This window comes from Streptosporangium nanhuense (assembly GCF_059358815.1).
This window is the reverse complement of sequence record NZ_JCADBG010000020.1, coordinates 90,849-105,168: the sequence shown is the minus strand read 5'-3', so window position 1 is coordinate 105,168 and position 14,320 is coordinate 90,849. Positions and strand designations below refer to the sequence as shown.

General features: G+C 73.1%; 10 protein-coding genes. 5 read left to right on the top strand and 5 right to left on the bottom strand.

Annotated features, from left to right (window positions below):
* The first annotated feature begins 230 nt into the window (after positions 1-230).
* Positions 231-1,694, top strand: coding sequence for a cation:proton antiporter domain-containing protein (locus tag AC5L38_RS32365; protein ID WP_495246606.1), 1,464 nt, complete (start codon positions 231-233; stop codon positions 1,692-1,694).
* A gap of 48 nt (positions 1,695-1,742) precedes the next feature.
* On the opposite strand, the gene AC5L38_RS32360 is transcribed toward AC5L38_RS32365, so the two are convergent.
* The 4 genes from AC5L38_RS32360 to purF form a co-directional block, all read right to left on the bottom strand.
* Positions 1,743-2,771, bottom strand: coding sequence for an ATP-binding protein (locus tag AC5L38_RS32360; RefSeq protein WP_495246605.1), 1,029 nt, complete (start codon positions 2,769-2,771; stop codon positions 1,743-1,745).
* 148 nt (positions 2,772-2,919) lie between these two features.
* The gene (locus AC5L38_RS32355; RefSeq protein WP_495246604.1) at positions 2,920-4,278 is read right to left on the bottom strand and encodes a DegT/DnrJ/EryC1/StrS family aminotransferase; all 1,359 of its coding nucleotides are present in this window, start codon (positions 4,276-4,278) and stop codon (positions 2,920-2,922) included.
* 128 nt (positions 4,279-4,406) lie between these two features.
* Positions 4,407-5,105 carry a class I SAM-dependent methyltransferase gene (locus AC5L38_RS32350; RefSeq protein WP_495246603.1) on the bottom strand — a complete coding sequence of 233 codons (699 nt, stop codon included), beginning with the start codon at positions 5,103-5,105 and terminating at the stop codon, positions 4,407-4,409.
* Positions 5,106-5,137: 32 nt separating this feature from the next.
* Positions 5,138-6,628, bottom strand: coding sequence for an amidophosphoribosyltransferase (gene purF, locus AC5L38_RS32345; RefSeq protein ID WP_495246602.1), 1,491 nt, complete (start codon positions 6,626-6,628; stop codon positions 5,138-5,140).
* A gap of 118 nt (positions 6,629-6,746) precedes the next feature.
* Here purF and AC5L38_RS32340 point away from each other — a divergent pair, with 118 nt between their 5' ends.
* From AC5L38_RS32340 to AC5L38_RS32325, 4 genes are all read left to right on the top strand, one after another.
* Positions 6,747-6,959, top strand: a complete 213-nt coding sequence (locus AC5L38_RS32340; RefSeq protein ID WP_495246601.1) for an MbtH family protein — start codon at positions 6,747-6,749, stop codon at positions 6,957-6,959.
* A 59-nt stretch (positions 6,960-7,018) separates the two neighbouring features.
* A complete protein-coding gene (locus AC5L38_RS32335) occupies positions 7,019-9,466 on the top strand; it encodes a non-ribosomal peptide synthetase (protein WP_495246600.1) in 2,448 nt (815 codons plus the stop codon).
* The gene (locus tag AC5L38_RS32330) at positions 9,463-13,017 is read left to right on the top strand and encodes a condensation domain-containing protein (RefSeq protein WP_495246599.1); all 3,555 of its coding nucleotides are present in this window, start codon (positions 9,463-9,465) and stop codon (positions 13,015-13,017) included. Before AC5L38_RS32335 ends, AC5L38_RS32330 begins: the two co-directional genes overlap by 4 nt.
* A gap of 197 nt (positions 13,018-13,214) precedes the next feature.
* Positions 13,215-13,514, top strand: a complete 300-nt coding sequence (locus tag AC5L38_RS32325; protein ID WP_495246598.1) for a 2-phosphosulfolactate phosphatase — start codon at positions 13,215-13,217, stop codon at positions 13,512-13,514.
* Here AC5L38_RS32325 and AC5L38_RS32320 read toward each other — a convergent pair.
* Positions 13,447-14,217: a DUF899 family protein gene (locus AC5L38_RS32320; protein ID WP_495246597.1), complete on the bottom strand. Its 771-nt coding sequence runs from the start codon at positions 14,215-14,217 to the stop codon at positions 13,447-13,449. The two genes, AC5L38_RS32325 and AC5L38_RS32320, sit on opposite strands and share 68 nt — an antisense overlap.
* Positions 14,218-14,320 lie beyond the last annotated feature (103 nt).

The following is a 14,320-nucleotide window of genomic DNA, read 5'->3' as shown; positions in this document are numbered from 1 at the left end:
GTTCCTCCGGATTTCTGTGCACTTGGAGTGAGTCAGGATGATCCCTTACCCGCACTTCTGGAAAGCGCACTTTCGATCATGAGTAATTTTCGAATGGTCTGCCTGATGTACAACGGAATAACGGAATCAAGCCGTTGACCAGCTGAGTCTCCAGTCAGGTATGCAATTTTTTCTGCTCTGTGATATATGCGCCGGTTCGGAGTTCAACCTCCCGGAAACGGAATTTATCCATGACGTATCCAAGGTTTCGGTCCGCGAATACGCGCACGCTGCGTCGCTCCCTGGTCGCGTACGGTCTCGCGGTCGTGCTGCCCTCCGTGCTCGCGCTGCTGATGCTGGCGCTCGACCCGGGGACGGCCACCGGCCCCGTCCCGGTGCCCTCGGTGGAGCCGGGACGGCAGGAGGAGGTGCCGGCCACGCCCCTGCTGCTGCTGTCGATCACCGTGGTCGTCGCGCTGGCCCATCTCGGCGGGGCCGTCCTGCGCAGGCTGGGCCAGCCCCGGGTGATCGGGGAGATGGCCGCGGGCATCGTGCTCGGCCCCTCGCTGCTCGGCGCCGTGTGGCCCGAGGCCTACCGGGCGCTGTTCCCCGGCGCGGTCATGCCGTACCTGAACCTGCTGGCGCAGTTCGGGCTGGCCTTCTTCATGTTCCTGGTCGGGCTGGAGCTGCGCGGCGACCTGCTGCGCGGGCGGGGCAGGATCGCGGTGCTCTGCGGGCAGGCGAGCGTGGCGATCCCGTTCGCGCTGGGGGTCGCGCTGGCCCTGCTGATCTACACGCCGCTGGCGACCGCGCCCGTCGAGTTCCCGGTCTTCGCGCTGTTCATCGGTGCCGCGCTCAGCGTCACCGCGTTTCCAGTACTGGCCAGGATCCTGCTGGAACGCGGGCTCTTCCACACCCCGACCGGGGCGCTCACCGTCACCTGCGCCGCCATCGCCGACGTGACCGCGTGGCTGCTGCTGGCCGTGGCGGTCACCATGGCCAAGGGCTCCTCGCCGGCCGAGGCGCTGCGCACCCTCGGCCTGACCGTCGCCTTCGCCGCCGTCATGGTCGGGGTGGTACGGCCGCTGCTGACCCGGCTGCTGCGCCGGGGCCTCTCCCAGGAGGCGACGCTGCCCGTCGTCATCGTGGGCCTGCTCGTCTCCGGGCTGGCGACCGAGCTGATCGGCATCCACCTGATCTTCGGCGCGTTCCTGTTCGGCGCCCTGTTCCCGCGCGACGGCGACGTGCGGCTGCGGCGGGTCCGCGAGCGCACCCAGGACTTCACCACCTCCTTCCTGCTGCCGCCCTTCTTCGCCTTCGTCGGGCTCAACACCCAGATCGGGCTGATCGGCCAGGACCTGACCATGTGGAGCTGGTGCCTGCTGATCCTCGTCGTCGCGGTGGCGGGCAAGGTCGGCGGCGTGCTGGTCATCGCCAGGCCGATGGGCGTGCCGGGGCGGGAGGCCGCGCGGCTCGGGGTGCTGATGAACTGCCGGGGGGTGACCGAGCTGGTGATCCTGAGCATCGGCCTCGGCCTGGGCATCATCACCCAGGCGCTGTTCACGATGCTGGTGATCGTCGCGCTGGTCTCCACGGCCGCGACCGCGCCCCTGCTGGGGTTGCTGGACCGGTGGGACGCGCGGCGCGACGGGGAGGCGCGGGACGGGCTCTCCGGGGAGCCCGAGCGGGCGGGGGCGGTGCCCCGGTCCGCCTGAGGACACCGGGCCGGGAGGCGGGGTGAGAGAGGGAGGCGGGGGACGGGGTCAGGAGGCGCGGGGCAGCGCCCGGGGCTCCGTGCCCAGCTCGCGCAGCTTGGCGCGGACCTCGTCGGGGCTCTCCCCGGCGACGGTGAGCCGGGAGGTGGCGAACACCTCGCCGTCGGCGTCGGTGATCGGGGCGCCGCTGTAGGGGACCTCGCCGCTGAAGCGGGCGGCGTGGAGATGGTCGCGCAGCTCGGGCCGGGCGTGCAGGGAGAAGATCGGCAGCTGGGTCGCCATCGCGGCCAGCCGCATGGTGCCCGACACCCGGGGGTTGATCTCCAGCAGGTGCACCTCGCCGCTGCGGGTCAGCAGGAACTCCACCTCCAGGTAACCGTGCGCCTCGGCCAGGTCGGCCAGCCGCTTGCCGACGGCCCGCAGCTTGCGCTCCCAGGTGCCGCCGAGCGCCGGGCCGGGGCACAGCCGCAGCCGCTGCCACGGCGGGACCAGTTCCGGTGAGGTCTCCCCCTTCCAGACCGGCGGGAACGTCGCCGTGCCGTGCTCGTCGCGGTAGATCAGCACCGAGTACTCGATCCCGTCGACGTACAGCTCGCTCAGCTCGTTGGGGGCCAGGTCGCACTCGCCCGCGCGGGCCAGCCGGGTGCCGACGCTCTGCGTGCCGTGCCGGTCCTTGATGACCACAGGGGTGTCGGGACCGGCCTCGGGCAGCGGCTCGCCGGCTCGCGCCCACGGCGGCGAGACCAGGCGGTAGCGGTCGAAGAACTCCTTCATCAGGATCTTGTCGCTGCCCAGCGAGGCGCACAGCCGCGACTGGCACTCGGCCTGGTGGCCGAGCTCGCGGAGCCGGAAGGCCATCAGCTGGTCGCGGCCGAGCGTCGTGTGGCTGGAGTGGAAGACCACCGTCGCCCGCGGCGCCCGGCCGATCGCCTCCAGCAGCGGGGCCACGTCGACGTGGTGGTCCTCGCCGGTGAAGACGGCCCGGTCCCGGGGGCCGAGGTCGACGAAATGGCCGAACCAGCTCTCCAGGCTGGCGGGGGCGACGGCGTGGATGACGGGAGACGTTTGTCGGCTCATGTGGATTACTCCGGAATCGACGATGAAGACGCTGCGAACGCTGTGAGCGCTACGAGCGCTACGAGCGCTGTGAGCGTGGTGAGCGCGGAAAACACAGAGAACACGGAAAGCGCGGTGAGCGCTGGAAAGGCCGGGAACAGGAACGACGTTACGCGGTGCGCGCCATCGAGAATGCGTCGTCGAACGCCTCGAGATACGCGCCGACCAGCGGCGAGCCGGCCTCCCAGAGGAAATTCACCGGCAATTTCATCCACCGGGCGAACAATTCCGCGGAACGCGGGAACGGCCGGTCGTTCACCGCCGCCGCGGCCCGTACGGCGGCGGCGAGCTGGGGCGACCAGTCGGGCGCGGTGCCCTGGAAGAGCGGGAAGACGTGCAGCGGCCGGGTGGCCGGGGCGCGCACCTTCAGGCCGCGCTCCTGACCGGCCGCCACCAGCCCGTCCCGGCTGAACGGGCACTCCGGCGTCACCTCGACGACCCCGTCGTACCAGGCCCCCATCGTGACGCCCTCGGCGACGGGGGAGGGCCGCACGCCCGGCAGCTCGCCGAGCCCCGCGGCCAGGGCGGACATGTTGGCCACCCTGTGCTCCACCAGCTCGTCCAGGCGGTCGAGGTGGCTCTGGGCGAGCACGGCACCCGGCGTGGAGATGCGGAAGTTGCCGCCGAGACCGGTCAGCAGGAACGGCTTGTAGCGGACGGCGTCGATGGTCAGGTCGGTGCGGTGCCGGAAGTTGGTCAGCAGGCAGGCGCGGGCGAAGACGTCCTCGGAGTCGGTGAGGAGCATGCCGCCCATGCCTCCCGAGATCAGCTTCCTGCCGCCCACGCTGAAGACCGAGATGTCGCCCATGGAGCCCACCGGCCGGCCGCGGAAGGTGGAGCCGTGGGCGTGCGAGCAGTCCTCGACCAGGGCGAGCCCGCGCCGGTCGGCCACCGCGCGCAGGGCGTCCATGTCGCAGCTGTGGCCCCACAGGTGGGTGACGACGATCGCGACCGTACGGGGGGTGACCAGCGCCTCCACGTCCGCCGCGGCCACGTTCCCGGAGGCGTCGCCCGCGTCGCAGAGCACCGGCACCGCGCCCAGCAGGAACAGCGGCGAGGCGGTGCTGAAGAAGGTGAGGTCCGGGACGATCACCTCGTCGCCGGGCCCGACGCCCAGCGCGAAGTAGGCGGCGAGCAGCCCGGCCGTGCCCGAGGTGAGCGCCAGGGCGTGGGCGCGGCCGTGCCGCTCGGCGAACGACCGCTCCAGCTCGGCCAGCTCGGGCCCGTAGTCGTAGTCGAAGGTGCGCCCCAGTGTCACCAGCTCGGCGACCCTGGCCGCCACGCCGTCGTCGTAGACCGGCCATTCGAGCGGGTGCGGCGGGCCGGGGGAGACCGGCTCGCCCCCGCCGCGGTTCCCGAGACCGATCCCCGGTGCCCCCGGCGTCCCCGACGTCCCCGACGTTCCCGACGTTCCCGACGTTCCCGACGTTCCCGGTGCCCCCGGCGTCCCCGGTGTCCCCGGCGTCACGCGCGCACCCGTGGGTCCGGTCTCCCGCGCATCCGTGGGCCTGGTCTCTCGCGTACCTGCGGGCCCGGTCTCCCGCGAGCCCGCGGGCCCGGTCTCTCGCGCGCCCGCGCGGCCGGGGCCGAGCGGGCTCACGCGCCGCCTCCCTTGAGGGCGACGAGCCTGGTCACCGCGTGGGTGTGCGGCTCCTCGTGGCCCTTGTGCGTGTGCGTGGAGTCGGCGTCGGTGGCGCTCAGCACGGTCCAGCCGGCGTACCTGTCGAGGTACCACTCGTGGGGCAGCAGGACCGGCATGCGCATCTCGCCGGCGGGAGGTGCGTAGGCGTGACCGCGGTTGAACATCAGCAGGGCGTTGACCCCTCCCGGCCTGGTCGCGGCCTGGAGCCTGGCGACGACGTCGGCGACCTGAGCCTCGTCCTCCAGCCAGTGCAGGACGCTGCACGCCAGCACCCCGTCGAAGGAGGCGGGCTCCAGCCCGGCGGTGCGCGCGTCGCCCTGCCGCCACTCGATCCCCCCGGCGTCGCCCCACGCCCGCGCGCCGTTCTCCAGCGCGGCGGCCGACACGTCCATCGCCAGCACCCGCGCGCCCCGCTGGGCGAGGCGTACCGCGTTGCGCCCCTCGCCGCACCCCACGTCCAGGACGGCGGGCGCGTCCGCGCCGGCCGGAGCGGAGGGCGGGCCGACGTCCTCGGGCGCCCCGGGCAGGGAGAGGGCGTCCCCCAGCACGTCGGAGATCCGGTCCGGCCTGCGTCCCCACAGGCAGGCGGTCCTGGTGTAGCGGGCGTCGCAACCACCGTCGTCGTAGCCGTTCGGCTGTGTGTTAGGTCCCATCTGGCGGAGGCTAGGCGCGGCCTTGATCACCGTCAACGGGGGTGGACGGCCGCCCGGGGCGCCGCGTGCCGCGGGGCCTGTGCGGGTACGAGCTTCAACTTGTCGCGCTCCGGGCTCACCGGGGTGGGGTACTCGCCGGTGATGCAGCCCTCGCACAACCCCTCGCCCGCCGCGCTCCCGACCGTGTGGCGCATGCCCGCCACCGACAGGTACGCCAGGCTCGTCGCGCCGATGATCCGGCACACCTCCCCGGCCTCGCGGCCGGTCGCCACCAGCTCGCCGGTGTCGACGATGTCCACCCCGTAGTGGCAGGGCGCGATCAGCGCCGGCGCGGCGATCCGCACGTGCACCTCGCTCGCCCCCGACTCGCGCAGCAGCGTGACGATGCGCCGCATGGTGGACCCGCGCACGATCGAGTCGTCGACCACCACGACCCTGGCCCCGTCCACCGGCGAGCCGATCGAGAACTTGCGCCGCAGCTTACGCTCGCGCCGCCGCCGGTCGGGCTCGATGAACGTCCTGCCCACCTGCTCGTCGCGGACCAGCGCCCCGGCCAGCGGGAGCCCCGCCGCCCGCGCGTACCCCCGGGCGGCGGGCACCCCGGAGGCGGGTACGGCCACGACCAGGTCGGCCTCCGCCGGGGACTCCAGCGCCAGCCGCTCGCCGAACGCCATCCGCGTCGCGCCGGTCCTGGCGCCGTCGATCCTGGAGTCCTGCCTGGACAGGTAGAGGTGCTCGAACACGCAGAAGCTGCGCGGGGCGGGGGCGGCCACGCGGTGCGCCCCGATCAGGCGGCCGTCGCGCAGGACGAGCAGCTCACCCGGCTCCACCTCCCGCTGCTCGGGGCAGCCGAGCGCGTCGAGCGTGCAGGTCTCCGAGGCGACGACCGCCCTGCCCTCGGCGAATCCCGCGACCAGGGGGCGCAGGCCGTGCGGGTCCCTGAAGGCCACGAGCAGGTCGCCGACGGCGCACACCACCGAGTACGCGCCGCGCAGCGCCCGCACCGCCCTCGTGACCGCCGCCACGATCGGCTCGCCGGCCTGAGCGCCAGGGTCGCCGGGGGCGCCGGGGTCGTCGGGGTCGTCCAAAGCGCTCGGGGTGTCCAGGGCGTCGGCGAGGAGGGCGAGGATGACCTCCGAGTCGCTGGTCGAGCGGAACCCGTACCCCTCGCGGCCGAGCCGGGCGCGCAGGTCGGCGGCGTTGGTGAGATCCCCGTTGTGCGCCAGCGCCACGCGACGCGCCTCGTGGACGAAGGGCTGGGAGTTCTCCAGCAGCGTGGCGCCCGTGGTCGAGTACCTGGTGTGGGCGACCGCCACCCTCCCGGCGGGCCGGTCGCCGCGGGCCGGGTCACCGCAGTCCGAGCGCGAGGCGAATCCCAGCGACCGCCGGACCTCCACACCCCCCGGCCCGGCCACCGCGACGCCCCAGGACTCCTGGCCACGGTGCTGCAGGGTGACGAGCCCGTCGAAGGCCGGCCGCCCGGCGGTCCCGTCGAGAACAGATACGCCGGCTATTCCACACATAGCTCCCCTTCAAAACTCTAACATTTCCCGGAAAGCGCGTTAAATCGCTTCTGCTTGACCATGGCATTGTCTGATTGCAACGTCGTGTCGAATGGCGAATGAAGCGAAGGAGATTCGAATGGCCGAGTCCGTGGAGACCGCCGAGTACACAGTGGTGCTCAATCACGAGGAGCAGTACTCCATATGGTGGGCCGACCGTGACATTCCCGAGGGCTGGCGGAGCGCGGGCCACAGCGGCACCCGCGAGGAGTGCCTGGCCCACATCGAGGAGGTCTGGACCGACATGCGTCCCCTGAGCCTGCGCCGCTGGATGGACGACGGGCGGTCCTGACCCGCCGGTCCCGGACGACGAACGGTCCCCCGAGGACGGTCCCCCTAAGGAGGAGCCCGATGGACACGATCCAGGAGCACGACGCGCGCCTGGTCGTCGAGGAGTGGAACCGCACCGAGCTGGCCGACGAGCCGGCGACCGTCATCGAACGGTTCGCCGCCCAGGTCGCCAGGTCGCCCGCTGCCACGGCGCTGACGGACGAGGAGGGCACCGCCCTCACCTACGACGAGGTAAGCCGCGCCGCCAACCGCCTGGCGGGGCACCTGCTCGGCCTCGGCCTGCGCCGCGAGGACCGCTGCGCCATCTACCAGCGCCGCTCGGCGAACACGGTCGTGTCCATGTTCGCGACGCTGGCCGCCGGGGGCGCGTACGTGCCGGTCGACGAGGGCAACCCGCCCGAGCGGGTCGAGGCGATCCTGCGCGACGCCGGCACCGCCGTGGTGCTGGCCGACTCCACCACCGAGGCCGAGGTGCCGCCGGGCCCGTGGTGCGTGGTCAACGTCGACGACCACCCCGGCAGCGACGAGAGCGACCCCGGCGTGCCGCTGCACCCGGCCAACCTCGCCTACGTCATGTACACCTCGGGCAGCACGGGAGCGCCCAAGGGGGTCCTCATCGAGCACCGCGCGGTCACCGCGTTCGTCCGGGGGGCACAGCACCTGTACGGGCTCTCGCCGCGTGACCGCTTCGTGCAGTTCTCCTCGATCGCCTTCGACGTCTCCACCTTCGACGCCTTCGGGGCGCTGCTGTCGGGAGCGGCCCTGCACGTCGCCTCCAGCGAGACCCGCACCTCCTCCGAGCGCTTCCGCGACCTGCTGCGCGAGCGCCGCATCTCCGTCTACATGGGCACCCCCGGGGTGCTGCGGCTGCTGGAGCCCGGCGACTTCCCCGACCTGCGGGTCGTCGCCGTCGGCGGCGAGAGCTACTCGGGCGAGTTCACCACCCGCTGGGCGGCCGGGCGCAGGTTCGTCAACAGCTACGGGCCCACCGAGACCACCGTCGGCGTCATCACCCAGGAGTGCGAGGGAAGCTGGGACACCTCGCCGCCCATCGGCCGCGCCATGCCCAACCACCGGGCCTACGCCCTGGACGAGGAGATGCGCCCCGTGCCGATCGGCACGGTCGGCGAGCTGTACGTCGGCGGCCCCGGCCTCGGGCGCGGCTACCTGGGGCGTCCCGGCACGAGCGCGGCCTCCTTCGTCCCCGACCCGTTCGCCACCACGCCCGGCGAGCGGCTCTACCGCACCGGCGACCTGGTGCGCTGGACCCCCGAGGGCGAGCTGGTCTTCGCCGGGCGGGCCGACCGCCAGGTCAAGGTGCGCGGCGTCCGCGTCGAGCTGGAGGAGATCGAGGCGACCCTCTGCAGGCACCCCGACATCGCGCACGCCGTGGTCGAGGCTGAGGCGCGCGACGACGGCGACGCCCGCCTGATCGCCTACGTCGTCTCCACCGCAGGGGAGCCGCCCGGCGTGAGCGAGCTGCGCGAGATCGCGGCCCGGTGGCTGACGGCGCCGCTGGTGCCCAACGAGTTCGTCCACGTGCCCGAGATCCCGCTCACCCCGACCGGCAAGGTCGACCGCGACGCCCTGGCCGAGGCCAGGGGAGAACGTACCGGCCCGGCCACCGGGACCGACGACGGTGAGTGGACGCCGACCCGCCGCAGGGTCGCCGAGGAGATCGTGAAACCGCTGCTCGGCGTCGACTCCCTCGGCCCGCACGACCACTTCTTCGAGCTGGGCGGCACCAGCATCCAGGTCATCCAGCTCCTGGGCAAGGTACGAACGATCTTCGGTATCGAGGTGCCGGTCGTCGAGTTCTTCGACCGGCCCACCATCGCCGGGGTCGCCGACGCCGTCGACTCCGAGGTCCGCTCCGACATCAAGGACATCGTCCGCGAGGGCTGGGACGACATCGCCGACCGCTACGCCGCCTTCCAGTCGGAGTTCTCCGACGGCCCCCGCACGACCTGGACCGACCACCTGCTCGGCATGCTGCCCGGCGAGGGCGCGGCCGTGCTGGAGCTGGGCGTCGGCGGCGGCCACGAGTCGTCGCGCCGCCTGGCCGAGGCGCACGCCCTCACCGCCGTGGACATCTCCGCCGAGCAGCTCAAGCTCGCCGGGAAGACCCTGCCGGGCGCGACGCTCGTACAGGCGGACATGGCCGAGGCGGAGTTCCCCGAGGCCTCCTTCGACGCGGTCGTGTCCATCTACACCCTCACCCACCTGCCGAGGGAGGAGCTGCCCGGCCTGCTGCGGGGCATCGCCCGCTGGCTGAAGCCGGGCGGCCTGCTGCTGGCCACGCTCATGACCGAGGACATCCCCGGCGCGGTGGAGGAGTGGTTCGGCTCGACGATGTTCTTCTCCGGCTTCCCCACCGAGGAGAACCTGCGCCTGCTGCGCGAGACGGGCCTGGTCCCCGAGCGCGACGAGGTCGTGGCGCAGCGGACACCGCTCGGGGAGTCGCGCTTCCTCTGGGTGATCGCGAGAAAGACGGAGGGACCGTCATGACCGGTCTGCCCGTCCGCACCGCCCCGCTGTCCTACCTCCAGGAGCAGCTCTGGTTCGTCGAGCAGGACGACCCGGGCAACGGCTCGTACAACGAGCTGAAGGTGCTCGTCCTGGACGGCGCGCTCGACGCCGCCAGGCTCGGGCGGGCGCTGGAGCGGGTGGTCGCGCGGCACGATGTGCTGCGCACCACCTTCGTCTACCAGGGCGCGGAACCGGTGCAGGCGGTCTGGGACCGTGGCCCCGTGCTGCGCGAGGCGGCCGTCGGCGGCGAGCAGGCGCTCATGGAGTACGCCCGCGAGGTCGCCGAGGCCCCCTACGACCTGGCCTCGGGACCGCTGCTGCGCGCCTCGCTCGTCACGCTCGGCGCGGACCGGCAGGCACTCGTGCTGGGGGTCCACCACATCATCAGCGACGGGTTCTCGATGAACCTGCTGCTGGACGAGCTGGACGCCGCCTACCGTGGCGAGCTCCCCGGCGGGTCACCCGGTGAGCGACAGAGCGGCTCACCGAGCGGGCGACCCGGTGAGCCACAGAACGGGTCACCCGGTGAGCCACAGAGCGGGTCACCCGGTGAGACGCGGACCGGATCGGCGGGGGAGTCGCCGGCCGGGTCGCCGGGTGAGTCACCGGGCGAGCCGCCCGCCCAGTACGGCGACTTCGCCCGCTGGCAGCGCGAGCAGTTCGCCGGGGGCCGCCTGGCCGCCGACGTCGACCACTGGCGCCGCGAGCTCGACGGCGCGCCCACCGTGCTGGAGCTGCCCGCCGACCGGCCCCGGCCGCGCCGCCGGGCCGGCGCGGGCAGGCGCGAGCGCTTCCCGCTCGACCCCGCCCTGACGAGACCGCTCGGCGAGGTCGCCGAGCGGGTGGGCGGCACCGTCTTCACCGTGCTGCTGGCCGCCTTCGCCGCCACCCTCTACCGCTACACGGGACGCGGCGACATGGTGCTCGGCACCGGCGCCCCCGGCCGCCCCGGGCGCGAGTTCGACGGCGCGCTCGGCTTCTTCGCCAACATCGTGCCCGTACGCCTGCGCCCGGCCGGCGAGACGCCCTTCACCGACCTGGCCGACGCGGTCAGCGAGGCGGCCTTCGACGCCTTCGACCACCAGTACGTGCCCTTCGAGAAGCTCGTGGAGTTCCTGCAGCCCGAGCGCGACGCCGGGCACACCCCTCTGGTGCAGGTCGTCTTCACCATGTGGGACGCCGGGGCCGCCGAGCGTTCCATCGGCGGCGTGCCCGCAGCCGAGGCCGAGGTGACGCGCGGCCGGTCCCGCTTCGACGTCGCGGTCGAGGCCGTGCGCCGGGGCGACCGGGTCGACTTCTTCGTCGAGTACGACGACGCCCTCTTCGACGAGGCCACGATCGCCCGCGTGATGCGCCACTACGAACGGGTGCTGCGGGCGGTCGCCGACGACCCGGCCCAGACCGTCGCGGACATCCCGATGATCGCCCCGGAGGAGCGGGCCACCCTCACCCAGGGCGACGTGAGCGTGCTCGACCACGACGGCAACGTGCTGCCCGCCGGGGCCGTCGGCCAGCTGGTCCGCCGCTCCGGCGGCGGGCGCGGGGCCGGTCCCACCGGCCGCCTGGCCACCCGCAGGCCCGACGGGCGCGTGGTCGAGCGCGGGCGCGAGGACCGGCTGGTCGGTCTCGGCCCGTTCCAGGTGCAGCTGGAGGACGTCGAGGAGGTGCTGCGCGCCCATCCCGCCGTGCGCGACGCCGCCGTCGTCGCGGTCGAGGGCGGCGCGGGCCGCGAGCTGGTCGCCTACACCGTCGCCGGGCCGCCCCCCGACGAGCTGCGCGCCGTCCTCGTCGAGCGGCTGCCGCAGTACATGGTGCCCGCCGTCGTCGTGCCGGTGGACCACATCCCGCGCGCCGGGGACGGCAGCGTCGAGACCGGGCGGCTGCCCGACGCGGGCGAGCGCGACGAGCGGGCCGAGCTGCCCGCCCTGGAGGCCGCGCTCTGCGTCATCTGGGCACGCGTGATGAACCTGGACGTGGTGGAGCCCGACGACGACTTCTTCGCCCTGGGCGGCCACTCGATGCTGGCGGCCAGGCTGGTGCGCGAGATCGCCTCCGTGCTCGCCGTGCGCGTACCGCTGATGGCGCTGTTCGAGAACTGCACCCCCGCCGACCTGGCCGACCACATGGCGGCCAAGCACCCCGCGCTGGAGCACACGCTTGGCGAGGCGGGCCGCGCCGGTCGCGCGGGCCGTACGGTCTTCACGAAGGAGCCCGGGAAGGCCGAGGAGCCCGACACCAGCGCGCTGTCCACCGCGCAGCTGCAGATCTGGATCAACGAGCAGCTGGCGGGCGGCGACGCGCGCGACTTCATCGCCGCCGTCACCTACCGGGTGCGCGGCCCGCTCGACGTGGACGCCCTGCGCGGCGCGTTCGACGCGGTGGTCGCGCGGCACGAGAACCTGCGCGCCCGCGTGGCGCTCGTCGGCGACGTGCCGGTGCTGCGCTTCGACCCCGGCGTACGCGTCGAGCTGCCCGTCGAGGACCTCACCGGCCTGCCCGGGGACGAGCGGGCGCGGGAGGCGGCCCGCCGCACCGCGCGCGACGCCGGCACCGGCTTCGACCTGTCCACCGCGCCGCTCGTACGGGCCACCCTCTACCGGCTCGGCGAGGACGACCACGTCCTCGCGCTGGTCCAGCACCACCTGGTCACCGACGGGGTGTCCATCGGGCTGCTGGTGGGCGAGCTGGGACGCCTGTACTCCGAGCGGGACGCCGCCCCCGCCGCGCCGCACCTGCGCTTCGCCGACTACGTGGCCTGGGAGCAGGCCTGGCTCGGCGGGCCCGAGGCCGCGGCCTCGGAGCGGTTCTGGCGAGAGCGGCTGCGCGAGGCGCCCGAACTGGTCCTGCCCAGGACGCGCGAGGGGCGGCGCGAGGGCCGCGACACCGAGATGATCGCCCACCGCCTGCCGCACGCCGAGTCGCGCAGGCTGCTCGCGCTGGCCAGGCAGAGCAGGGCCACGCCCTACATGCTGGTGACGGCCGCGTTCGCGGCGATGCTGGCGCGGTGGAGCGGCCAGGACGACGTGGTGATCGGCACCACCGCCGACAACCGGCCGCTGCCCGGCCTGGAGGGCGTGGTCGGCTGCTTCGTCAACATGGTGGCGCTGCGCGTCGACTGCGGCGGCGACCCCACCTTCGCCGAGCTGACCGGGCGGGTGCGCAGGACCGTGCTGGAGGCCTACGCCCACCAGAGCACCCCGTTCAACGAGGTGGTGCGGGCCTTGAGGATCCACCCCGACCCGCGCCGGATGCCGCTGTTCCAGGTGACCTCCGACTGGGCGGGCGACGGCCCCGCGATCCCGGAACTGGCCGGCTGCGAGGTCGGCTTCGACTACGTGCACACCCGGGCCAACCGCTACGAGCTGGAGATGTACGCCGGGATGGCAGGGGAGCGGGTCGTGCTCGACCTGGAGTACGCCGTCGAGCTCTGGGACGGGAAAGAGGTCGAGGAACGCCTGGAGCGGGTGGCGGCCCTGCTCACCAGGGCCGTGGTGGAACCGGAGACCAGGATCTCGAAGCTGCTCGCCTGACCGGGCACACATCGTGGGGCGGCCTCCTGGCGGGGGGAGGCCGTCTCACCGCGTCCGGGGTTCGGGGGTGGGGAACATGCCGGCACCGTCGATATGACGCGCGTCACTCCCCGGACACCCCGGGTCGGGCATGCGCGATCATCACCGGAACGGACACCCGTTTCCTCGATGTCGCCGATCTGGCCGAAACCCCGTCCGTGGCGGTCGTGGTCGACGTCATGCGCGCTTTCACCGTGGCCGCCCGGGCCTTCGCCCAGGGGGCGGAGAAGATTGTTCTTGCCGGGTCGCCGGACGAGGCCCTGGCGCTCAAGGCTCGCCACCCGGACCGGGTGACGCTCAAGGACGGTCCGCCCGCGCCCGGGTTCGACGCCGTCAACTCGCCGGGCCCGCTGCGGTCCATCGATCTCGGCGGACGGACCGTCGTGCAGATCAGTGGCAGTGCGGCCGAGGATGATCGCCGGACGAGGTGCCGAGGTCGTCGTCGTGCCCGGCCTTGATCCGTGACCACTGGGCGGTCGGGCGGCCGTCCGTCCGGAACTGGTCACCCCTGGAGTCCCAGTGCCGAGGCCAGCCCTCCGGCGAGTCCTCCCAGAACTCCTGCCGGCCGTGGACGGTCAGGTCCAGCAGCCCGTACGACGGCGCCATCGGCTCGTTGCCGCGGCCGGTGGTCCAGTAGGTCTCGTAGACCTTGCCGTCGTCGCGGAGATAGCTGACCAGGATGCCGAAGTGCCGGTCCGCGACCAGCCGGTCCACGGCGTCCTGCGGCACCGAGTACCAGGGAACCGTCCAGCCCATGAAGTCGCGGTAGCGCGAGCTCTCCTCGTACGGTCCCTGGCAGAAGGTCGCGTAGCCGACGTCCCGCGAGTGCAGGTAGGACAGCTCGTTCATGTGGGCCGTGGAGAAGGTGCAGCCCTCGCACTGCTCCGCGGCGGGCCTGCCGGTGTGCCACATCTGGAAGTAGGCGATCAGCTGGGACCGGCCGCCGAAGACGTCGATCAGCGGCACCGGGCCGTCGGCCCCGATCAGCGGGGTCCGCGGATCGACCTCGACCATCGGCAGCCGGCGGCGTTCGGCGGCCAGCGCGTCCCCGGCCCTGGTGTGGGCCTTCTCCCTGACCCGGAGCTCGTCGATCCTCGCCTGCCAGGTCCGCCGATCGGCGACCTGCGGAAGGGGGTGTCCGGCTGCTGACGTCTCTGTCATGCGACCTGTCTAGCCCAGTCGGAGAGTGCGGGACAACACCTTCGGCCGATCTCGGAGACGCGGAGCCGGCCGGTGCCGATCACCGCGTCGGGACTTCCGGGCC

Bases quoted from the DNA above. Each gene is read 5' to 3' on its own strand.
- AC5L38_RS32340 (WP_495246601.1), top strand. From the start codon at position 6,747: ATGGCCGAGTCCGTGGAGACCGCCGAGTACACAGTGGTGCTCAATCAC.
- AC5L38_RS32360 (WP_495246605.1), bottom strand. From the start codon at position 2,771: ATGAGCCGACAAACGTCTCCCGTCATCCACGCCGTCGCCCCCGCCAGC.
- AC5L38_RS32350 (WP_495246603.1), bottom strand. From the start codon at position 5,105: ATGGGACCTAACACACAGCCGAACGGCTACGACGACGGTGGTTGCGAC.
- AC5L38_RS32335 (WP_495246600.1), top strand. From the start codon at position 7,019: ATGGACACGATCCAGGAGCACGACGCGCGCCTGGTCGTCGAGGAGTGG.
- AC5L38_RS32330 (WP_495246599.1), top strand. From the start codon at position 9,463: ATGACCGGTCTGCCCGTCCGCACCGCCCCGCTGTCCTACCTCCAGGAG.
- purF (WP_495246602.1), bottom strand. From the start codon at position 6,628: ATGTGTGGAATAGCCGGCGTATCTGTTCTCGACGGGACCGCCGGGCGG.
- AC5L38_RS32365 (WP_495246606.1), top strand. From the start codon at position 231: ATGACGTATCCAAGGTTTCGGTCCGCGAATACGCGCACGCTGCGTCGC.
- AC5L38_RS32320 (WP_495246597.1), bottom strand. From the start codon at position 14,217: ATGACAGAGACGTCAGCAGCCGGACACCCCCTTCCGCAGGTCGCCGAT.